The sequence below is a fragment of the Variovorax paradoxus genome, from assembly GCF_009498455.1.
Lineage (GTDB): Bacteria > Pseudomonadota > Gammaproteobacteria > Burkholderiales > Burkholderiaceae_C > Variovorax > Variovorax paradoxus_H.
Genome location: NZ_CP045644.1, coordinates 2,104,276 through 2,123,846, shown reverse-complemented (window position 1 = coordinate 2,123,846; position 19,571 = coordinate 2,104,276). Strand labels below are relative to the sequence as shown.

General features: G+C 69.6%; 21 protein-coding genes. 7 read left to right on the top strand and 14 right to left on the bottom strand.

Features of this window, described 5'->3' with window-relative positions; translation table 11 throughout:
- Positions 1–3: 3 nt before the first annotated feature.
- From phnA to psrA, 3 genes are all read right to left on the bottom strand, one after another.
- The gene (gene phnA / locus GFK26_RS09735; protein ID WP_153281797.1) at positions 4–1,230 is read right to left on the bottom strand and encodes a phosphonoacetate hydrolase; all 1,227 of its coding nucleotides are present in this window, start codon (positions 1,228–1,230) and stop codon (positions 4–6) included.
- Positions 1,231–1,274: 44 nt separating this feature from the next.
- Positions 1,275–2,588 carry an MFS transporter gene (locus GFK26_RS09730; RefSeq protein WP_153281796.1) on the bottom strand — a complete coding sequence of 438 codons (1,314 nt, stop codon included), beginning with the start codon at positions 2,586–2,588 and terminating at the stop codon, positions 1,275–1,277.
- Positions 2,589–2,709: 121 nt separating this feature from the next.
- The gene (gene psrA, locus GFK26_RS09725; protein WP_153281795.1) at positions 2,710–3,804 is read right to left on the bottom strand and encodes an iron-containing alcohol dehydrogenase PsrA; all 1,095 of its coding nucleotides are present in this window, start codon (positions 3,802–3,804) and stop codon (positions 2,710–2,712) included.
- Between the two features lie 190 nt (positions 3,805–3,994).
- Between psrA and GFK26_RS09720 the strand changes: the two genes are divergently transcribed.
- The 6 genes from GFK26_RS09720 (at position 3,995) to GFK26_RS09695 (ending at position 9,825) form a co-directional block, all read left to right on the top strand.
- Positions 3,995–4,879 (top strand): LysR substrate-binding domain-containing protein, encoded by an 885-nt coding sequence (locus GFK26_RS09720; protein ID WP_153281794.1) that lies wholly within the window; start codon positions 3,995–3,997, stop codon positions 4,877–4,879.
- Positions 4,880–4,970: 91 nt separating this feature from the next.
- Positions 4,971–6,524, top strand: a complete 1,554-nt coding sequence (locus tag GFK26_RS09715; protein ID WP_153285912.1) for a class I adenylate-forming enzyme family protein — start codon at positions 4,971–4,973, stop codon at positions 6,522–6,524.
- A complete protein-coding gene (locus tag GFK26_RS09710; RefSeq protein ID WP_153281793.1) occupies positions 6,525–7,646 on the top strand; it encodes an SLC13 family permease in 1,122 nt (373 codons plus the stop codon).
- Between the two features lie 40 nt (positions 7,647–7,686).
- A complete protein-coding gene (locus GFK26_RS09705; RefSeq protein WP_153281792.1) occupies positions 7,687–8,376 on the top strand; it encodes a helix-turn-helix domain-containing protein in 690 nt (229 codons plus the stop codon).
- A 191-nt stretch (positions 8,377–8,567) separates the two neighbouring features.
- Positions 8,568–9,419 (top strand): DMT family transporter, encoded by an 852-nt coding sequence (locus GFK26_RS09700; protein WP_153281791.1) that lies wholly within the window; start codon positions 8,568–8,570, stop codon positions 9,417–9,419.
- Positions 9,420–9,498: 79 nt separating this feature from the next.
- Positions 9,499–9,825 (top strand): hypothetical protein, encoded by a 327-nt coding sequence (locus GFK26_RS09695; RefSeq protein ID WP_153281790.1) that lies wholly within the window; start codon positions 9,499–9,501, stop codon positions 9,823–9,825.
- 28 nt (positions 9,826–9,853) lie between these two features.
- Here the strand turns inward: GFK26_RS09695 and GFK26_RS09690 are convergent, their stop codons facing one another.
- The 10 genes from GFK26_RS09690 to GFK26_RS09645 all read right to left on the bottom strand — a co-directional run bounded on the left by GFK26_RS09690 (position 9,854) and on the right by GFK26_RS09645 (position 18,348).
- The gene (locus tag GFK26_RS09690) at positions 9,854–10,897 is read right to left on the bottom strand and encodes an NADP-dependent oxidoreductase (protein WP_153281789.1); all 1,044 of its coding nucleotides are present in this window, start codon (positions 10,895–10,897) and stop codon (positions 9,854–9,856) included.
- Between the two features lie 123 nt (positions 10,898–11,020).
- Complete coding sequence (locus tag GFK26_RS09685; RefSeq protein WP_153281788.1) at positions 11,021–12,421, bottom strand: sensor histidine kinase; 1,401 nt, start codon at positions 12,419–12,421, stop codon at positions 11,021–11,023.
- Complete coding sequence (locus GFK26_RS09680; RefSeq protein WP_153281787.1) at positions 12,418–13,116, bottom strand: response regulator transcription factor; 699 nt, start codon at positions 13,114–13,116, stop codon at positions 12,418–12,420. Before GFK26_RS09680 ends, GFK26_RS09685 begins: the two co-directional genes overlap by 4 nt.
- 115 nt (positions 13,117–13,231) lie before the next feature.
- A complete protein-coding gene (locus GFK26_RS09675; protein WP_153281786.1) occupies positions 13,232–13,723 on the bottom strand; it encodes a DUF4260 domain-containing protein in 492 nt (163 codons plus the stop codon).
- Positions 13,716–14,180, bottom strand: coding sequence for a Spy/CpxP family protein refolding chaperone (locus tag GFK26_RS09670; RefSeq protein ID WP_153281785.1), 465 nt, complete (start codon positions 14,178–14,180; stop codon positions 13,716–13,718). Before GFK26_RS09670 ends, GFK26_RS09675 begins: the two co-directional genes overlap by 8 nt.
- Positions 14,181–14,425: 245 nt before the next feature.
- A complete protein-coding gene (locus GFK26_RS09665) occupies positions 14,426–14,809 on the bottom strand; it encodes a DUF4148 domain-containing protein (RefSeq protein WP_194274059.1) in 384 nt (127 codons plus the stop codon).
- Positions 14,810–15,057: 248 nt separating this feature from the next.
- Entirely contained in the window at positions 15,058–16,869 is a 1,812-nt protein-coding gene (gene ptsP / locus GFK26_RS09660; RefSeq protein WP_153281784.1) for a phosphoenolpyruvate--protein phosphotransferase, read from the bottom strand.
- Between the two features lie 103 nt (positions 16,870–16,972).
- The gene (locus GFK26_RS09655; RefSeq protein ID WP_153281783.1) at positions 16,973–17,242 is read right to left on the bottom strand and encodes an HPr family phosphocarrier protein; all 270 of its coding nucleotides are present in this window, start codon (positions 17,240–17,242) and stop codon (positions 16,973–16,975) included.
- Positions 17,211–17,666, bottom strand: coding sequence for a PTS sugar transporter subunit IIA (locus GFK26_RS09650; protein ID WP_062478898.1), 456 nt, complete (start codon positions 17,664–17,666; stop codon positions 17,211–17,213). The genes GFK26_RS09655 and GFK26_RS09650 overlap by 32 nt, the downstream gene beginning before the upstream one ends.
- Positions 17,667–17,811: 145 nt before the next feature.
- Positions 17,812–18,348 (bottom strand): hypothetical protein, encoded by a 537-nt coding sequence (locus GFK26_RS09645; RefSeq protein WP_153281782.1) that lies wholly within the window; start codon positions 18,346–18,348, stop codon positions 17,812–17,814.
- 103 nt (positions 18,349–18,451) lie between these two features.
- Between GFK26_RS09645 and GFK26_RS09640 the strand changes: the two genes are divergently transcribed.
- Positions 18,452–18,949, top strand: coding sequence for a TlpA disulfide reductase family protein (locus GFK26_RS09640; RefSeq protein WP_153281781.1), 498 nt, complete (start codon positions 18,452–18,454; stop codon positions 18,947–18,949).
- Positions 18,950–19,098: 149 nt separating this feature from the next.
- On the opposite strand, the gene GFK26_RS09635 is transcribed toward GFK26_RS09640, so the two are convergent.
- Complete coding sequence (locus tag GFK26_RS09635) at positions 19,099–19,545, bottom strand: c-type cytochrome (protein WP_153281780.1); 447 nt, start codon at positions 19,543–19,545, stop codon at positions 19,099–19,101.
- Positions 19,546–19,571: the final 26 nt, after the last annotated feature.

Below are 19,571 nucleotides of genomic sequence, written 5' to 3'. Positions count from 1 at the left end.
GCTTCAGCGTGCGTGGTTCAGGGCGAGGTCGAGCGCATCGAAGTTGCGCAGCCGGCGACCGGCGGCAATGCCTTCGACCGGGCGGTTGCAGATCAGCGGCACCTTCTGTTCGGACACACCGCCGTGCGAGCGCAGCGGCACTTCGAGTGCCGACAGGTCGTGGCGGCTGGCAGCGGTACCGATGACGGTGCTCTGCTCGCTCACCACCACGATGTCGCCGATGCGGTCCGGCGGCAGCTCGAAGCGCTGCGCGGCTTCCTTGCGCGAGAGCACGAGTTCCATGCCCGGGATGCCCTTGATGCGTTCGATCCAGCCCGGCACGCTGGCTTCGTCGGGGGCGTACACGGTGGCGAAGGAGCCGAGCGCACCGTGGTGCACCACGTACGGGTCGGTGATCGGCAGGATCACGCGGGCGGTTTCAGCGCCGTACCAGCTGTCGAGCACGTCCTGCAGGTAGATCACGTTCGGCGAGCCGTCGGCACCGTGCTTGTCGTTCATGCCGTGGTCGGCCGTGAGCACGATGGTGGCGCCCAATGCGTCGAGCTGCGCGAGGTAGCCGTCCATCATTTGATAGAAGGCGTTGGCGGCGGGGCTGCCCGGCGCGGCCTTGTGCTGCACGTAGTCGGTGGTCGACAGGTACATCAGGTCAGGGCGCTGCGATTCCATGAGCTTCACGCCGGCGGCGAACACGAACTCCGAGAGCTCCGCGCTGTACACCGAAGGCACAGGCATGCCGACCATGTCGAGCACGTTGTCGATGCCGTTTTCTTCCATCGTCACCTGGTCCGACTTCTCGGACGAGAAGCAGATGCCCTTCATCTTGTGGCCCAGCAGCTTGCGCAGCTTGTCCTTGGCGGTGATCACGGCCAGCTTGGCGCCCGCATCGGCAAACGCGGCCAGCACCGTGCCGGCGCGCAGGTACTTGGGGTCGTTCATCATCACTTCCTGGCCCAGCTCGCGGTCGAAGAAGTAGTTGCCGCAGATGCCGTGCACTGCGGGCGGTGCGCCGGTCACGATCGACAGGTTGTTGGGGTTGGTGAACGAAGGTACGACGCAGTCGGCGAGCAGGTCGGCGCCGCCCTTGCGCATGGTGTCGAGGTAGGGCGCGACGCCGGCGGCAATGGCCGCGTCGAGGTAGGCCGGCTCGCAGCCGTCCACGCACACGACCACGATCGGGCGGACCATCCAGCGGTAGCTGCGGCCGTTCACTTCGAGGGAATCGGATTTCATGAAGGGGTACTCCTTGGCAAGTTGTGTGTAGGGGTGCGGCGGCTTCAGCGGCGGATGAACAGCGCGATGAAGGCGCTGATGAGGCAGCTGGCCGCGACGATGGGGAACACCACCGAGGTCGTGCCCGAGACGTCCAGCATCCGGCCGATCAGCGGTTCGCCCAGGCCGGCCAGCAGGTAGGAGAAGAAGTTCATGACACCGGTGGCGGTGCCGGCGCGCTTGGCGCCCACGAGGTCGGGGCACAGGGCCCAGAACGACGAGGCCGGGCCGTAGACGAAGAAGCCCGCGAGGAACAGCAGCCCCAGGCCGAGGATGCTGGTGGGCAGCAGGTACATGCCCATCGAGGCGACGGCGCCCAGCAGCATGTACAGCACGATGGCCTTGTAGCGCTTGGAGCCGAACACCTTGTCGGAGATCCAGCCGTTGGTGAGCGCGCCGAAGGCCATGCCCACAGGCAGCGCCACCGAGATCCAGGCCGGGTCGATCATGCCGTCGGCGGCCTTGGCCCAGTCCTTGCCGAGGAAGTGCACCGGCACCCAGACGATGAGGCCGTAGCGTGCGGCGTTCTGGAAGCCGATGGCCAGCGCCGCGATCATCAGCTTGGGGTTGCTGAGCACGGCCTTGTAGCGCGACCACGAGCTTTCTTCCGGTTCGCCATCGGCCACCGCGGCCTTGGCTTCCTGCGGGTTGTTGCCCGCCACGCCGGTGTCGGGCGACTTGAAGCCCATGTCTTCCGGCCGTTCACGGGCAATCAGGTAGAAGGCGATGCCGCCCACCAGCATCAGCAGCACGGGGAGCCGGAAGATCCAGCGCCAGTCCAGGTGCAGCACGTTGACGACGATGATCGAGGTGACGAACGACAGCACCGAGGCGCAGCCGGCGGCGAACACATAGAAGCCGTAGACCTTGCCGCGCTCGCCCGCGCCCCACCAGTTCGACAGCAGCCGGCTGCCCGGCGCCCAGCCCAGGGCCTGGAAGTAGCCGTTGATGCCCCAGGGAATCGCCAGGCTCTTGAAGCCGACCGCGAAGCTCACGACCCAGTTGGCGGCGCACGAGAGGATGGCGCCGGCCGTCATCACGCGGCGTCCGCCGAACTTGTCGCCCAGGTTGCCGTTGATGGCCTGCCCGATGGCATAGCACCACAGCAGCGAGGTCGAGGCCCAGCCGAGCATTTCCTTGGAGAGGCCGAACTCCTTCTGGATGCCGGGGATGGCGAAGCCGAAGGTCTGCCGCCCGGTGTAGAAGAAGAAGTAGCAGAACATGGCCGCGAGCAGCATCCGCCACTGCGCCTTGCGGAACGAATTGTCGAGGGGGGACGCGTAGGTGCCCGCCTGCAGGATGGGATTGGCCGCTTGCATGGTATGTCTCCTTGTCTTGACGGGCGTGGGGCCCGTGGGGCCGGCTCGAAAGGGCCGGCATCGTTTGTCTGCTCGCTTGTCTTGCTGACTCTGTCTTCTCTCGCTGCGCAGTCCCTGCCTGTCAGGCCAACGCCGCCGCGCCGATGAAGTTCTTGCCGCGCGCCCCGTCCATGGCGCGCGCGATCATGGCCGCCGCTTCGCTGTCCGCCACGCCATAGTCGGCAAACTCGGTCTTCACGCCAAGCCCCTGCAGGAATGCCCGCAGGCGCTGCGTGGCGGTCGCCAGATCGGGGCCGAAGATCAGCTGCAGCGTCTGGTCGCGGTCGGGTGAGCGGGCCCAGGCTTTCTCCAGCACGAGCGGCAGCGTGAACGAGCACGCGATGCCGTGGGCCAGGCCGTGGCGCAGCGTCATCTCGTAAGAGATGGAATGCGCCAGCGCCGTCTTGGTGTTGGAAAACGCCATGCCGGCCTTCAGCGCGGCCAGCGCCATGCGCTCGCGCAGGTCGAGGTTGCCCAGGTCTTTCAGCAGCGCCGGCAGGCAGTCGAAGATGTCGCGCACGGCCGAGACGGCGAAGGTGTCGGAGACCGGGTTGGCGTTGACGTTCCAGATGGCTTCGAGTGCGTGCGAGAGCGCGTCGAGCCCCGTCGACACCGTGGTGCCCGCGGGCACCGAGAGCATGAGCTCGGGGTCGACGATGGCGGCCTCGGGCCAGGTGGCCTCCAGGTGCAGCGAATACTTCTTCTGGTTGCCGGCGTCCCAGATGGTGGCCCAGGGCGTGACCTCGCTGCCGGTGCCGGCGGTGGTCGGCACGGCGATCAGCGGCTTGACGCTGGCGGGCACGAAGGGCTTGCCTGTGGCCAGCAGCGCGACGAGCTCGTCGAACTGCCCGTTGGCCGTGCCCACCATCAGGGCCTTGGCCGTGTCGATGGCGCTGCCGCCGCCGACCGCCACGATGGCGTCGCAGGGCGCGTCCGATTGCCAGAAGCGGTTGTACAGGTCGCGCAGGTGGGCGACGTCGGGGTTGGGGCGCACGTCGTCGATGACGGTGACGAGCGCGTCGCCCAGGAGCGTCTGCAGGCGGTCGACCAGGCCGAGCCCGCGGGCTTCGGGGAAGGTGACGAGCGCGACGCGGCGGCCCGCCAGGAGCGAGGGCAGCCGTGCGAGGCTGCCTCGCCCGGAATGAATGGACACGGGGTTGCGGTAAGCGTGGGGCATGTTTTTTGTCTCCGGTTTCTGTCTTGGCCGCAGTGTCGAAGCGGCGCGACAGGGCGTCCAATCGCATTTCGCGCGTGCAACCGGTCCAAAACCGATGGATGCCTTGGGGTAAGCCTGCATAGGCGCGGGCGCTGAATCTGAGAGAGGCTCGGCGCACGCCCCCGGCACCGACGCCCCTCACGATCGCCCCATGTTTCACCAGTACTACAAGTGGATCCGCTGCTTCCACGCCGTCGCCAAGACCGGCGGTTTCACCACGGCCGCGCGCTACCTGCACATCGGCCAGCCCACCGTGACCGACCAGGTCAAGGCGCTCGAGGAGCGCTTCAACGTCGAGCTGTTCTTGCGCAGCGGGCGCGCCGTGCGGCTCACGGCCGCGGGCGAGCAGCTGTATGCGATCACGCAGGGCCTGTTCGGGCAGGAAGAAGAAGCGATGCAGTTCCTGCAGCGCGCCCACAAGCTGCGCACGGGGCTGGTGCGCGTGGGCGCGGTGTCGCCGCCCATTGCGCTGGAGTTGGCGCGCAGCTTCAAGCGCAGCCACGCCGGGCTCGACCTGACGGTGTCGATCGGCTCCGAGGCCTCGACGCTCAGCGGGCTGCAGGACTTCGACATCGACGTCGGCATCCTCGTCGAACCGCCCGAGATCGAGGGCCTGCACCAGGTGCCGTACCGCGTGGAGCGCATCGTGGCCGTGGTGCCGGCGAAGCACCCGTGGGCGAAGAAGCGCACCATCGCCACGCGCGACATCGCGGGCGAGCCCGTGATCCTGCGCGAGCCCGGCTCCAAGACGCGCCACCGCGTCGAGCGCGCCTGCGCGCAGCAGGGCGTGCAGATGAACTGCGTGATGGAGATCAACAGCCGCGAGGCCATCCTGCACGCCGTGGCCAACGGCATGGGCGTGGGCTTCGTGACGCAGATCGAATGCATTCCGCTGCCCGGCCTGAAGGTGGTGGAAATCGACGACGACGAACTGTCGATCAGCTACTCGCTGTGCTGCCTGGCGGTGCGCAAGGACCGGCCGCTGATCCGCGCGCTGTTCGACGTGGCGCAGCAGGGCGACGACACGGCGGATTGATCTCCAGGGGTCTCGTCACGGGCGGCACACCCCGCGGCAGGCTTCTTCGCTATCCTGCCGTCTGGCCCCAGACGAAGGATCGACCTTGAACTTGCACCCCGCCCTCCAGGACGCCGCCGCGCGCGATTTCGGCACCCTTGCCGACCTGGTCCGCCTCCACGCCCAGCACACGCCCGATCGCCCCGCGCTGGCCGATGCCCAACAGACGCTCGACTACCGCGCGCTCGACGCGCTCATGGACCGCATCGCCGCCGCCCTGCAGCGCGACGGCCTGCGCGCCGGCGATGCCATCGCGGTCTGCGCCGCCTCGTCGGTGCCTTACGCCGCCGTGTTTCTCGGCGCGCTGCGCGCGGGCGTCGCGGTGGCCCCGCTGGCCCCCGGCTCGGCGCCTGCCAGCCTGGCGCGCATGATCTCCGACGCCGACGCGCGCCTGCTGTTCACCGACGCCTCGGCCGCCGAGGTGGTGGGCGCCGCGCAGGCCACGGGCCTGCCGCACATCGCGCTCGACGGCGCCAATGTCGGCCGCGCCCTCGACGACTGGCTCGCGGCGCCCGACGCGAAGCCGGAGCCCGTCGACGTGCAGCCCGGCTGGGCCTTCAACATCATCTATTCGTCGGGCACCACCGGCGAGCCCAAGGGCATCGTGCAGGGCCACGGCATGCGCTGGTCGCACATCCAGCGCGGCGCCAAGTACGAGTACGGCCCCGAGACGGTCACGCTGCTGTCGACGCCGCTGTACTCCAACACCACGCTGGTGGTGTTCTTCCCCACGATCGCCTTCGGCGGCTGCGTGGTGCTGATGCCCAAGTTCGACGCGCTGGGCTACCTGCAGCTGGCCGAAAAACACCGCGTGACGCACACCATGCTCGTGCCGGTGCAGTACCAGCGTCTGATGGCGCACCCGCGCTTCAACGCGCACGACCTCTCGAGCTTCCGCCACAAGTTCAGCACCAGCGCGCCCTTCAACGCGGCGCTCAAGGCCGACGTGCTCAAGCGCTGGCCCGGCGGGCTGGTCGAGTTCTACGGCATGACCGAAGGCGGCGGCACCTGCATCCTCGAGGCGCACCTGAACCCGACCAAGCTGCACACCGTGGGCCAGCCCGCGCCGGGCAGCGACATCCGCCTGATCGACGAAGAAGGCCACGAGCTGCCGCGCGGCGACACCGACGTGGCCGGCGAGGTCGTGGGCCATTCGGCCGGCATGATGACCGGCTACCACCGCCAGCCCGGGAAGACGCGCGAGGCCGAATGGTTCGACGCCACCGGCAAGCGCTTCATCCGCACCGGCGACGTGGGCCGCTTCGACGCCGACGGCTTCCTCACGCTGTTCGACCGCAAGAAGGACATGATCATCAGCGGCGGTTTCAACATCTACCCGAGCGACCTCGAAGGCGTGCTGCGCGGCCATGCGGCTGTGGCCGACGTGGCGGTGGTCGGCGTGCCGTCCGAGCAGTGGGGCGAGACGCCCGTGGCCTTCGTGGTGCGCCGGGAAGGCGACACCACCACCGAAGACGCGCTGCTGCAGTGGGCCAACGCGCAGGTCGGCAAGACGCAGCGGCTGGCGCGCCTGCGCTTCATCGACGAGCTGCCGCGCAGCGCGATCGGCAAGGTGCTCAAGCGCGAGCTGCGCGACCTGAGTGCCTGAGTGAGCGCCGCGAGCACCCACACCGCGCCGCCGGAACAAGGCGGCGGCAACGGCCTGCTGTGGGTGCTCGTGGCCGTCGCGGTCGTGTTCGCCTTCGTGCGCCCGCGCGCGCCGATGGACTGGCTGCAGCTGGTCGACTGGCAGACCGTGGGCGCGCTCGCGGGCCTGCTGGCCATCACGCAGGGCGTCGAGAAGAGCGGCATGCTGCAGGCCGCCGCGCGGCGCCTGCTGGCGCACACGCACAGCGAGCGCGGCCTGGCCATGGCACTCACGGCCACGGCCGCGCTGCTGTCGGCGCTGGTCACCAACGACGTGAGCCTGTTCCTGCTGGTGCCGCTCACGCGCGTGCTGGCCGTGCAGGCGCACCTGCCGCTGGCGCGGCTGGTGGTGCTGCAGGCGCTGGCCGTCAACGCGGGCTCGGCGCTCACGCCCATCGGCAACCCGCAGAACCTGTACCTGTGGCACCGCTCGGGCGAGAGCTTCTTCGGCTTCATGGCCATGATGGGCCCGACCGTGGCGATCATGTTGTTCTGGCTGTTCGTGGCCGTGTGGTGGCTGGTGCCGCGCACGCCGATCGCGCTGCGCGAAGAGCCCGAGGCCGCGCCCGTGCAACCGCGCCTGCTGGCGCTGGCCGGCGTGCTGTTCGTCGGCTTCGTGGTCGCGCTCGACCGCCACTGGCTGCTGCCCGGCCTGGGCGTGGTGTTCGGCGTGCTGCTGCTCACCTACCCGCGCGTGCTGCGCGGCATCGACTGGGCCTTGCTGGCCATCATCGCGCTGATGTTCGTCGACCTGCGCCAGGCCGCCGAGCTGCCCGCCGTGGCCGCGCTGCTGGGCCACTGGCCGATCGGCGAAGGCTGGCGCGCCTACCTTGCGGCCATTGCCGCCTCGCAGGTCATCAGCAACGTGCCCGCGGCGATTTTGCTCGACCGCTACGTGCACGACCTGCCCGCGTTGGCGGCCGGCGTGAGCGTGGGCGGCTTCGGCTGCGTGCTGGGCTCGCTGGCCAACCTCATTGCGCTGCGGCTGGCCAAGCTGCCGCACGGGCTGCGCGAATTCCACCGCATCAGCATTCCCTTCTTGGTGGTGTGCGCGGCCTCGGCGTTGCTGCTGCGGCTGGGGTGATGACAGGCGGCGGGGCGGCGCGGACAATCGGTTCCGCGTCATGAACACCTCCGCCCCCGTCCTCTCGCTGCGCGACTACACCCAGTCTCGCGGCAGCCACGCGCACGACCACTTCCAGGTGCTGCTCGGGCTCGATGGCGTGCTCGAGATCGAAGTCGAAGGCCGCGGATCGGGCATCGGCACGGGCCAGGCCCACGTGGTCGCGCCCGGCGACCGCCACGACTTCGAGGCCCGGCGCGGCGGCAGCGTCTGCCTGGTGCTCGACACCCCGCACGCGCCGTGGGCGCGCTGCGTCGAACAGCCGCCGGCCGATGCGCCCCGGCTGCATGCGCTGGCCCGCTACCTCGCGCACTGCCTGCAGCAGCCGCAGCACGCGGCCCTCGCCCTGCACCACGGCCCGGCCCTGCTGCTCGAAGCCTGGGGCGTTTCGCCGGCCGCGGCGGACACGCGCCGCAGACGCATCGACTGGCCGGCCCTCGCGGCCTGGGCGCAGGCGAACTGGCACCGCCCGCTGGGCGTCGCCGACCTGGCCGAGGTCGCCTGCCTGAGCCCCAGCCAGTTCGCGCAGCGCTGCCGCGCGGAGCAGGGTCAGAGCGTGATGCTCTGGCTGCGCACGCTGCGGCTGGCCCATGCGCGCGAATTGCGGCTCGAAGGCCTGAGCGTGGCCGAGACAGCGCGCCGCACAGGCTACCGGTCGCCGTCGGCGCTCACGGCCGCACTGCGGCGCTGACTTTGTATTTGTATGTCTCCCTCCCCGCTGGGGAGGGCCGGGGTGGGGCACGACGGCCTCCCAAAAGCGCGGCGCCTCATCGAAGGCCTGCCCCCATCCCCACCTTCCCCAGCGGGGGAAGGAGCAAGACCGTCGTTGCGCGACGATGCACCGCCATCGCGCGACGACTGCCTCGCGTAGCCTCGACCTCCATGTCCGCCACCTTCTACGCCCTGCTCGCCATCGCGCTGTGGGCCACGCTCGCCGCCTTCGGTACCTCGCTGTCGCACCTGCCGCCGTTCTTGCTGACCGGGCTGGCGCTGATCATCGGCAGCGTGCCGAGCTGGCCGCTGGTGCTGCGCGACCGCCGCGCCTGGCGCGTGCCGCCGCGCACGCTGGCGCTCGGGGTGTACGGGCTCTTCGGTTTTCACTTCCTGCTGTTCATCGCGCTGCGGCACGCGCCGCCGGTCGAGGCCAACCTCGTCAACTACCTCTGGCCGCTGCTCATGGTGGTGCTCGCGCCCGTGCTGCTGCCGGGCGTGTCGCTGCGCCCGCTGCACGTGGTGGCGGCGCTGCTGGGCTTCGCGGGCGCGGCCATCGCGATCCTCGGTGCGCGCAGCGGCGGTGCCGCACTGCCCGGCGCACCCGCCACCTACTGGGGCTTCCTGCCCGCGGCCGGCTCGGCCTTCATCTGGGCCAGCTACTCGCTGTGGACGAAGCGCGTCACGCCCTTCCCCACCTCGGCCATCGGCCTGTTCGGGCTGGTGTCGGGCGCGCTCTCGCTGGCCTGCCATGCGCTGCTGGAGCCCGCCGTCGCGCTGTCGGCGAAAGACGGGGTGCTCGTCGCGCTGTGTGGCCTGGGCCCCTTGGGCGCGGCGTTCTTCGTGTGGGACATGGCGCTCAAGCGCGGCGACGCGCGGCAGATCGGCATCCTCAGCTACCTCACGCCGCTGGCCTCCACCGCGCTGCTGCTGGCCGTGACCGGCCGCGCGCTCACGGCCAGCATCGCGCTGGCGGCGGCGCTCATCATCTCGGCCGCGGTGATGGGCACGCGTGCGAAATGAGACAAATCAGGGCGATGCCCGACAGAGCTTGTCGTTTTTTGTGGCTAGAGTGGAGGCTCAGGAAAAAGGAGTCACCCCCATGGATCAGAAGAACAACAAGACCGAGGATTTCGAGATCACGCCCAAGCTGGTGTTCGACATGAACCTGGCGCTGTACCTCGACCTGGTGGCCGCGCTGGAGGGCGCCGGCGCCGTCACCTACCGGCAGATGGCGGCGCGCGTCCTGAACATCAGCATGGACGCCCGCGCCGACGGCGAAGCCAGCCTGTCGACGGTGCTCGAAGGCATCGCCAAGGGCTTCGCCGGCCGCGGCGACGGCCTCTCGATCGAACTGCTGAAGGCCGCGCGCGGCCTGCGCGAGGACGATGCGATGGGCGACATTCCGATGCGGCCCATCGACGATTGAGATTCGGGGCGCTTCAGCACCCCCTGCGTCAGTCTTCGGCGACCTGAAGTACGAGCTTGCCGAAGTTCTCGCCCGCGAACAGCTTGTTCAGCGACTCGGGGAAGGTGTCGAGCCCCTTCACGATGTCTTCCTTGCTCTTCATGCGCCCGTCCTTCAGGTAGCCAGCCATCTCGGCGATGGCAATCGGGTAACGGTCGGCGTAGTCGAACACCACGATGCCTTCCATGCGCGCGCGGTTCACGAGCAGGCTCAGGTAGTTCTTCGGGCCGGCGGCCGGCATGCTGTTGGCGTTGTTGTACTGGCTGATGGCGCCGCAGATGATCACGCGGGCCTTGCGTGCCAGACGCGCCAGCACCGCGTCCAGGATGTCGCCGCCGACGTTGTCGAAGTAGATGTCCACGCCCTTCGGGCAGTGGGCCTTGAGGCCTTCGCGCACGGCGCCCGCGCCGGCCTTGTAGTCGATGCAGGCATCGAAGCCCAGCTCCTTCACCACCCAGTCGCACTTGGCGGCGCCGCCGGCAATGCCGACCACGCGGCAGCCCTTGATCTTGGCCAGCTGGCCCACGGTCTGGCCCACGGCACCGGCCGCGCCCGAGACGACGACGGTTTCGCCTGCCTGGGGCATGCCCACGTCCATCAGGCCGAAGTAGCCGGTCATGCCGGGCATGCCCAGCACGTTGAGCCACTGGGTGATGGTGCCCACGCGCAGGTCGATCTTCACGAGGCCGTTGCGCTTGACCTGGTCTTGCGGCACGAGCATGTATTCCTGCACGCCGAGCGTGCCGTACACGGTGTCGCCGACAGCGAACTGCGGGTTCTTCGACGCGATCACGCGGCCGATGCCGCCGGCGCGCATCACCTCGTCGATGGCCACGGGCGGGATGTAGCTCTTGGCGTCGTTGAGCCAGCCGCGCATGGCGGGGTCGAGCGACAGCGACAGCGTCTTGACCAGCACGCCGCCTTCGTCGGGCTGGGCCACGGGCTCGGTGCTGAAGCGCCAGTGCTCGCGCGTGGCGGTTCCCTCGGGGCGCTTGGCAAGACGGACCTGGTGGTTGGTGAGGGGGCTGCTCATGGTGTCTGTCTCCTTGACGTGGATGTGCCGGGCGTCGGCGATGCAGGCGCATCGTAGTCGCGGGTCAAGGCCCCGCGCGTAGCGCAGGCGACAGCCCGCCCTGCCCTTCGACGGCCACGCGCCTCAGCCGAAGCGCACGCTGATCTGCAGTCCGGGGTGCGCGTTGCGCACCGTGAGCCGGCCGCCGTGGGCTTCGGCGATGAGCCGGCACAGGTACATGCCGAGGCCGACACCGCCCGTGGCGCGCGCCCGCGCGCCGTCGGTGCGATAGAAGGGCTCGGTCAGGCGTTCGAGCTGCGCCTCGTCCACACCGGGACCGAAGTCGCGCACCTCCAGCTCGGCGCCGCCGTCTGCGGACGCACGCAAGGTCACGGTCGGCGGCTGCGGTGCGCCGGCGCTGTAGCGCAGCGCGTTGTCCAGCAGGTTGCGCACCATCAGGCGCACGCGCATGCGGTCGATGGCCTGGGGCGTCAGGCCGGCCGCGAGGTCGAGTTGCACGGCCTGCGCGCCGGGCATCTCGGCGACGATCTCGCGCACCAGCGCCGCGAGGTCGACGGGCTCGCGCTGCAACGCGGCATGCGGGCTCGCCAGGCGTTCGCTTTCGAGCAGGTCGCTGATCAGGTCGCGCATCTCGTTGAGGTCGCGCAGCAGCGCCTCGCGCTCTGCCTCGCCTTCGGGCGTGGCGGGCAGCAGCTCGGCGTTGAGGCGGGCGCGCGTGAGCGGCGAGCGCAGCTCGTGGCTCAGCGCCAGCAGCAGCCCGCGCTTGGCGTCGAGCATGGCCTGGATGTCGCTGGCCATGGTGTTGACGCGCTTCGCGAGGTCGCCCAGGTCGTCGTTGCGGCGGATCGGGATGGGCTGCGTGAACTCGCCGCGGCCGAAGCGCTGTGCGCCCTCGCGGATGTCGATCAGCGGGCGCAGCAGCCGGCTCACGAGCCCGTAGGCCACCACCACGAGCAGCAGCAGCACGCCGAGGGTGGTCCAGCCGGCCGCGCGCGGCGCGAACTGCCACAGCCGGGGCGCCCAGCCGAAGATCACTTTGTGCCCGTCGGCAGTGGGGCGCACGAACCAGCGCTCGGTGGAGAACATCGACTCCTCGCGGTCGCGGTCGTGGAACCAGCCGCCGCGCGCGTGCATGTCGTCGCCGGGGTTCGACGCCCAGTTCACGGCCGGGCCGGTGATGCGGATGGTGATCGGCAGCCGGTCGACCAGCGCCTGCGCGCGCGCCGTGTCGGGCGGCGTGCCGAGTTCGGCGACGAGGCGGTCGGCGTAGTCCATGAGCATCGGCTGCGCGGCCTCGGCCCAGGTGCTGGAGAACGAGCGCTTCATGCCGCCCACGAACACCGCGGCCATCACGAGCGCGAGCACGACGAACATCATCACGATCCGCACGCGCACCGAGCTGCGCCAGCGCTGCTGCATCTGTGCATGCATGCGCGCGTGCCAGTGCCGGCGCCGTTCCGCGCCGGGACAACGGCCCTCGCCGTCGGCGGGCGCGGCGCCTTCGCGCCCTCGGGAAAATCTCATGAAGCGGGCTCGCCCGGTGCCACGGCCAGCGCATAGCCGGCGTTGCGCAGCGTCTTGATGCAATCGAGCGGCTCGAGCTTCTTGCGCAGCCGGCTCACCACGATGTCGACCGCGCGCGTGAAGAGCTCGGCCTCGTGGCCGCGCAGGCGGTTGAGGATGTCGTCGCGACTGAACACCTTGCCGGGCTCGCCGGCCAGCAGTGCGAGCAGGTCGAACTCGGTGCCGGTGAGCTCGACGCGCTCGCCGTGGCGCGTGACCTGGCGCCGGTCGAGGTCGATCGAGAGGCCGTCGAACACGCGCAGCTGTGCGCTGGAAGCGGTGGCGGCCGGCGCGCTGCGCTGGCGGCGCAGGATGGTCTGCACGCGCGCCACGAGTTCGCGCGGCTCGAAGGGCTTGGGCACGTAGTCGTCGGCGCCGAGTTCGAGGCCGACCACGCGGTCCATCACCTCGCCGCGCGCGGTGAGCATCACGATGGGGATGTCGCTTTCCTTGCGGATCTCGCGGCACAGTTCGAAGCCGTCCATCTCGGGCAGCATGACGTCGAGGATGGCCGCGTCGTAGTGCCCGGCGCGCAGCTTGGCGATGCCTTCGCTCGGTCGCTTGGCGCTGTCGAGCGTGCAGCCGAAGCGTGCGAAGTAGGTGGTCAGCGGCGCGGCGAGGTGTTCGTCGTCGTCGATCAGCAGGATGCGCGGCATGGCGGGATTGTGCCTCCTGGCAAAGAGAGCGCGGATGGCGAAGCTGGCAATCAGTCCAGACGGCATGGCACCGCCCGGGGCGTGCCCGCCGTCTGAAAAAGCCACACGGTCGCGATCACCATGGATCGGCGCGGCCGATGCGGCCGAGGTGGGTGGACGCAAAACCGGTCGCGTACTTGAGGCCGAAGCCCAGCGCATGGTCGAGCCCGACGCGGGCCAGCCAGATCAGGCCACCGGCCACTGCCCACGGCTGCGCCGCGAACACGCCGAAGGCCAGCAGCAGCACCGGCCCGATCAGCGCATGCGCCGCGTTGTACAGCGCGGCGCCGACGCGCGGGCCGGCGAGGTAACCGAGCAGCGAGAGGTCGGGCGCGAGCAGCCAGAGCGCGAACACGCCCCAGCCCATGCCGAACTGGGCATAGCCGACCAATGCGACCGCGAGCACCACCGCGCCTTCGAAGCGCAGCACGGTGCGCACACCGTCCACAGCCGGCGCTGCAGGTTCGCGCGACACCACCGCGGCAGCGTGGTGCTGCGGCTCCCGCAGAGCGGGTCGTCGCAGCGACACGAAGCGCGCGAAGCCGGGAGGCGAGCCCACGTCAGCCATGGCGAGCCCAACGGCGGCCGCCGCGGTCCATGAAGTCGCGCACCTTCTGTTGCTGGGCGGGATTCAGGTGATCGAAGAAATCAGCCGCGGCGGCGATGACCTCGGGGCTGCCGGTGCGCACCACGGCGGTCTTCTCTTCGATGAGACGTGCGGCGCCTGTCTGGTCGAGCGTGTTGCCCGCGAACAGTGCCTTGAACTGCGAGCGCGGATCGCCCGAGCCGCCCGCACCGCGCATGGCCTGGCGCTGCGCCTGCAGCTTCTCGGCGAGCACGGTGAGCTTCTGTTTCTGTGCGGCGTCGAGCTCGAGCTTGCTGCCGACACGTTCGACCATCTTGGCGCGGAACTCGGCGCTGTCGCCGCCCCAGCCGTGGCGGTGGCCGGCACAGCCGGCGATGCTGCCGGCCACGACGGCCAGGCCCGCGAATCCGAACAGGGTTCGTTTGATCCAGTGCTTCATAAGGGTGCTCCTTCATGCGCCCCTGCGCGGGGCGGCTTCAGTGATGGACGAGGCGACGGCGGCGACGCATGCGCCGCAGTGGCTCAGAAGGTGCGAATGAATCCGGCGTGGCCGAGCAGCCCGCCCAGGCGCGGCCCCTCAAGGCGCAAAGCGCAGCCATAGCTCGGGCTATGGCGAGCATTTGCAACGCAGAGGGGGCGTGTCTGGGCGGGATGAGCGGACATGGCGGGTTCGTTCACACCTTCTCAGAGGCGGTTGCCGCTGTCGCGCGCGGCAGCGGCACGCGCGTCGACGGGGTTCTGCATCGTCGAGATGACCTTGCTGTTCACGCGCGAGCCGGAGGTCACGTTCTGGTCGGGTGCCGCGGCGGTGCGCACGGCTTCGGCGACGACGCGGGCACGGTCGGTCGACACGGCCATGGTCTCGGGACCGCGCGAACCCCGCACGACGTTCTGATCGGGGGCGGCGGCCGTGCGCACGGCTTCGGCGGCGACGTCGGCGCGGCTCATGGCCGACACGGGGGCGTGGACGCCTTGGTAGGTTTCGGCCTTGGCGCCGGCAGCGGCGAGCATGGCGAAGGAACCGACAGCGATGAGCTGGGCGAGGGGCAGAGACGGCTTGACGATCATGATGCAGGCCTTTCTTTCAGGGGGTTGGAAGAGGAGACCTGATGGTGCGCGTCAAGGTGCGGGGAGTCCTTTCACGCCCGTATCGCCGTATTTCGGTTTGTTTCACCAGACCTGGCTCGCCCCCAGGCTGCGCGCACTTCGTGTCGCTTCGCCAACCCCCTACCGGGGGCAACACCGACGGCCCGGCAAAGCCGGTTCCGTGGTGTTCCTGGTACTTGCGTCCCGCCGCGAAGGGCGGGGTTGCGGACTCAGCCCGCGAGTGCAGCCGCAGGATCGTCCGCGTCGAGCACGCCCCGCGCCCAGGGCTCGAGCTTGCCCGTGTCGGCACGCAGCACTTCCTGCTTCACGGCGAGGATGCGCGACGGGTGCATCGAGAAGCTGCGCAGGCCCAGGCCCAGCAGCAGGCGCGTGAAGGCGACGTCGCCCGCCATCTCGCCGCACACCGACACGCCCTTGCCCTGGCGGCGGCACTCGGCGATGGTGTCTGCCACGAGCTTGAGCACCGCGGGGTGCGCGGGGTCGTAGAGGTGGGCGACGGCCTCGTCGGCGCGGTCGATGGCCAGCGTGTACTGGATCAGGTCGTTGGTGCCGATCGACAGGAAGTCGAAGTGCTTCAGGAAGGTCTTGAGCGTGAGCGCGGCGGCCGGGATCTCGATCATCGCGCCGAGCTTGACCGGGCCGTACACCACGCCGCGGTTGTCGAGTTCGGCCCGCGCGAAGTCGATGAGCGACAGCGTCTGACGGATCTCGCTGGCATGCGCGAGCATCGGAATGAGCAGGTGGATCTCGCCGTGCGCCGCCGCGCGCAGGATGGCGCGCAGCTGCGTGAGGAACATCGCCGGATCGGCCAGGCTCCAGCGGATGGCGCGCAGCCCAAGCGCGGGGTTCAGGTGCTCCTGCTTGCTGGCCGACTTGCCGTCGAGCGGCTTGTCGGCGCCCACGTCGATGGTGCGGATGGTGACGGGCATGCCCTGCATGCCCTCGACCGCGCGCTTGTAGGCCTGGTACTGCTCTTCTTCGTCGGGCAGGCGCGTCTGGCGCGCCGAGTTCTCACGGCCCATGAAGAGGAATTCGGAGCGGAACAGGCCCACGCCCACGGCACCGGCCTTGACGGCGCCGGCCGTGTCTTCGGGCATCTCGATGTTGGCGAGCAGGTCGACGCGCTGGCCGTCGAGCGTGACGGCGGGCTTGTGGCGCAGCCGCGCGAGCCGGCCGCGCTCGAGGTCGCCCTGGCGCTGCTTGAAGCCGTACTCGGCCAGGATGATCGGCGACGGGTCGACGATCATCACGCCGGCTTCGCCGTCGATGATCACCCAGTCGTCCTGGCGCACCAGCTGGCTCGCGGAGCGCGCACCGACGATGGCCGGAATGTCCATGCTGCGCGCCACGATGGCGGTGTGCGAGGTGCGCCCGCCCACGTCGGTCACGAAGCCCGCGAACACGCTCTTCTTGAACTGCAGCATGTCGGCCGGCGAGAGGTCGTGCGCGATGAGCACCAGCGGCACGTCGAAGCCGTCGCCCGCGGTGGGGTCGTCGTCTTCGTCGTCGTGGTCGTGATGGGCCGCAGCGCGCTTGCGCCGCGGCGGGCTCGGCGCGAGCACGGCGGCCGTGCCCTTCATGCGATGCAGCATGCGCTCGACCACCTGTTCGAGGTCGGCCTTGCGCTCGCGCAGGTACGGGTCCTCCATTTCGTCGAACTGGCGCGCGATGACCTCGAGCTGCGTGGTCAGCGCCCATTCGGCGTTGTAGAGCCGCTCGCTGATCCAGTGCTTCACGCCGCCGCTGAGCACGTCGTCCTGCAGCAGCATCTGGTGCACCTCGAGCAACGCCGCGAGTTCGTGCGGCGCGTCGTTCGGGCCCATCTGCGCCACGCTGGCCTGCAGCTTGGTGAGCTCGTCGGCCACCGCGTTGCGCGCGGTGCGCACACGGTCGATCTCGCTTTCGATCTCTTCGGGCTTGATGAAGTAGTGCGCCACGTCGATGCGGCTGGACACCACCAGCACCGCGCGGCCGATGGCAATGCCACGGGCGACGGGGAGGCCGTGGACTGCGAAGGTCATGTGCGTGGACCGAAGGTCATCGGCCGCCGCCGGGCCGCCCCAAGGCGGCCGAGCCCCCTCGGGGGGCAGCGACGACACGCAGTGCGGAGCGTCGGGGCCACATTCATTCGCCTTCGCCGAACTTGTCGTCCATGAGGTGGACGATGGCGTTCATGGCTTCTTCTTCCTGCGGGCCGTTGGTTTCGAGCTCGACGGTCACGCCGAGGCCGGCGGCCAGCATCATGACGCCCATGATGCTCTTGGCATTGATGCGGCGGTCGCCGCGCGACAGCCACACCTCGCAGGGGTAGCTGCCCGCGAGCTTGGTCAGCTTGGCCGACGCGCGTGCGTGCAGGCCCAGCTTATTGCTGATGGTCACGGATTTCTTGATCACTGTGCTTTCTTTTCGCCTGGTTCTGGGGAGCCGCCACCGCCACCTGCATGACGCCGGCGGTGCCGCCCGCGAGGGCGCGCTGCACCAGCGTGTCGAGCGGTTCGTGGCGGTAGGTGACGGCGCGCAGCAGCATCGGCAGGTTGACACCGGCCACGAGCCGCGAGCGCACGCCGTCCACCAGCTTCTGCGCGACGTTGCAGGGCGTGGCGCCGAACACGTCGGCCAGCACCAGCACCTGCGAGCGCGGCGCATGCAATTGCTGCGCGAGCGTGATGCGCGCGGCGGCCAGCGTTTCTTCGGGGGACACGTTGGGCAGCACGTCGAGCGCCACGACCGCCTGTTCGCAGTCGGGGAACACATGCAGCGCGCACTGCCGCAGCGCCTGTGCGAACGGGGAGTGGGCAATGATGAGGATGCTGTTCATGCGGCTCAAAGGACGACGCGTCGATTATGCGGGGGCGCCCAAAGGAAGTAGAGACATGGAGGACACAACGCGCCAGGCGGGGAAGGCGGCCATTGGCGCCGCGGCAACAGCTACAAAAACGATAGCTGCGCCTCGCGGCCCGAACTCAGGGCAGGCGCAGGCCCTCGAAGAAGGTCTTGGCCGCTTCGGGCGAGGACGGACGGCCCAGCACGGTGGCCTGGTAGAGCGACACGCTGCCGTCTTTCTGCGACTGCGCGAACCAGAGCACCTCGACCGGCGCCACGCCCTGCTGCGCCGATTGCCCGTCGAGCCGCCACGGTGCGGGAACGGCCGTGGCGCGCGGCAAGGTGGCCGGTCCCTGGATCACCTGCGCCACGCCCAGCTGGCCGTGCGTGGCCGTGCGCCAGGCCGTGAGCCAGGCCTCGGCCTGCGCCGGGCTGGCGGCGGCGGCATGGGCCACGGCGAAGGTCGCGCCGCCGGCTTCGCAGCCGGTCATGTCGACCTGCACCGACTCGGCGCCGAGCGGCAGCGCGCGCTGGGCGCGGTCGGCCTTGCAGGGCAGCAGCGCGACCAGGCCGGCGTCGGCGATCGGCACCTCGCGCCAGTTGAAGGTGGGGCTGCAAGCGCCCAGTGCGGCGGCCAGGGCGAGCACAGGCCAGGAGGGGGAAGGAAGCGATGGCATCGGAGAACGATTATCGGACGGCCTTCGGGAGGATGAAGGCCGTGTGCCGACGCGATCCGGCACGCGGAACTAAAATCGCCGCGCCTCTCTCCTTCAGGTGCCCATGAAAAAATACCTCGCTGCCGCCGCCGTCGTGATCGCCCTGGCCGCCGGCGTGGGCGTGTACCTCGGTTCGGGCAGCACGGCCGCCCCGGCCTCGACCTTCGTGCTGCTCGACGGCACCACCAAGAGCACGGCCGACCTGAAGGGCAAGGTCACGCTGGTCAACTTCTGGGCCACGAGCTGCGTGACCTGCGTGGCCGAGATGCCCAAGGTGATCTCGACCTACGACAAGTACAAGGCCAAGGGCTACGACACGCTGGCGATCGCCATGAGCTACGACCCGCCGAGCTATGTCGTCAACTTTGCCGAAACGCGCAAGCTGCCGTTCAAGGTGGCGATCGACAACACCGGCAGCGTGGCGCAGGCCTGGGGCGACGTGAAGCTCACGCCCACCACCTTCATCGTCAACAAGAAAGGCGAGATCGTGAAGCGCTACGTGGGCGAGCCCGACTTTGCCGAGCTGCACAAGCTGATCGAAAAGCTGCTGGCGGAAGCTTGACTCGCCCCCAGGCTGCGCGCACTTCGTGTCGCTTCGCCCACCCCTGCCGGGGGCGATACCGGCGGCCCGGCAAAGCCGGTTCCGCGGTGTCCCTGGAATGAAAAAGGCGCTCCTTGCAGAGCGCCTTTTTCATTGCGAAAGCCTGCGGCTTACTGGTTGCGGAAGCTGTCGTGGCAGGCCTTGCAGCTCGCGCCGGTCGCGCCGAACTGGGCCTTGAGGGCGTCGATGTTGCCGGCCTTGGCGGCAACCACCAGCTTGCCGGTCTCGGCGATCGCCTTGTCCTGGTGCTCCTTGAACTTCGCGGCTTCCTTCCAGACCTCGGGCTTGGCCTTGCCGCCCTCGGTGCCGGCGCCGAAGGCGGCCCAGGGCAGCTTGGCCATGTCGGCCACGACCTCGGCGTTGGCGGCAGCGGCGGCTGCATCGTAGGGCACGCGGCCGTTGGCCATGGCGCCCAGGCGGCCGAAGTGCTGGCCCATCACGAACAGCGCGCTCTGGCGGTACTTGATGGCGTCTTCGGGCTTGGCGAACTGTGCCGCCGCCGGCAGGGACATGGCAGCGCAGGCGGCTGCAAGGGCGAACGAAGCAAAACGGATCATCGGGGGACCTTCCTTGTGTGGGGTTT

Excerpts from the sequence above, each read along its gene's own strand:
- GFK26_RS09705 (WP_153281792.1), top strand. The coding sequence starts at position 7,687 with ATGAACACCTCCGCCCCCGTCCTCTCGCTGCGCGACTACACCCAGTCT.
- phnA (WP_153281797.1), bottom strand. The coding sequence starts at position 1,230 with ATGAAATCCGATTCCCTCGAAGTGAACGGCCGCAGCTACCGCTGGATG.
- GFK26_RS09650 (WP_062478898.1), bottom strand. The coding sequence starts at position 17,666 with ATGAACAGCATCCTCATCATTGCCCACTCCCCGTTCGCACAGGCGCTG.
- ptsP (WP_153281784.1), bottom strand. The coding sequence starts at position 16,869 with ATGACCTTCGCAGTCCACGGCCTCCCCGTCGCCCGTGGCATTGCCATC.
- psrA (WP_153281795.1), bottom strand. The coding sequence starts at position 3,804 with ATGCCCCACGCTTACCGCAACCCCGTGTCCATTCATTCCGGGCGAGGC.
- GFK26_RS09675 (WP_153281786.1), bottom strand. The coding sequence starts at position 13,723 with ATGGCTGACGTGGGCTCGCCTCCCGGCTTCGCGCGCTTCGTGTCGCTG.
- GFK26_RS09720 (WP_153281794.1), top strand. The coding sequence starts at position 3,995 with ATGTTTCACCAGTACTACAAGTGGATCCGCTGCTTCCACGCCGTCGCC.
- GFK26_RS09690 (WP_153281789.1), bottom strand. The coding sequence starts at position 10,897 with ATGAGCAGCCCCCTCACCAACCACCAGGTCCGTCTTGCCAAGCGCCCC.
- GFK26_RS09685 (WP_153281788.1), bottom strand. The coding sequence starts at position 12,421 with ATGAGATTTTCCCGAGGGCGCGAAGGCGCCGCGCCCGCCGACGGCGAG.
- GFK26_RS09695 (WP_153281790.1), top strand. The coding sequence starts at position 9,499 with ATGGATCAGAAGAACAACAAGACCGAGGATTTCGAGATCACGCCCAAG.
- GFK26_RS09730 (WP_153281796.1), bottom strand. The coding sequence starts at position 2,588 with ATGCAAGCGGCCAATCCCATCCTGCAGGCGGGCACCTACGCGTCCCCC.
- GFK26_RS09640 (WP_153281781.1), top strand. The coding sequence starts at position 18,452 with ATGAAAAAATACCTCGCTGCCGCCGCCGTCGTGATCGCCCTGGCCGCC.
- GFK26_RS09635 (WP_153281780.1), bottom strand. The coding sequence starts at position 19,545 with ATGATCCGTTTTGCTTCGTTCGCCCTTGCAGCCGCCTGCGCTGCCATG.
- GFK26_RS09665 (WP_194274059.1), bottom strand. The coding sequence starts at position 14,809 with ATGATCGTCAAGCCGTCTCTGCCCCTCGCCCAGCTCATCGCTGTCGGT.
- GFK26_RS09645 (WP_153281782.1), bottom strand. The coding sequence starts at position 18,348 with ATGCCATCGCTTCCTTCCCCCTCCTGGCCTGTGCTCGCCCTGGCCGCC.
- GFK26_RS09670 (WP_153281785.1), bottom strand. The coding sequence starts at position 14,180 with ATGAAGCACTGGATCAAACGAACCCTGTTCGGATTCGCGGGCCTGGCC.
- GFK26_RS09700 (WP_153281791.1), top strand. The coding sequence starts at position 8,568 with ATGTCCGCCACCTTCTACGCCCTGCTCGCCATCGCGCTGTGGGCCACG.
- GFK26_RS09680 (WP_153281787.1), bottom strand. The coding sequence starts at position 13,116 with ATGCCGCGCATCCTGCTGATCGACGACGACGAACACCTCGCCGCGCCG.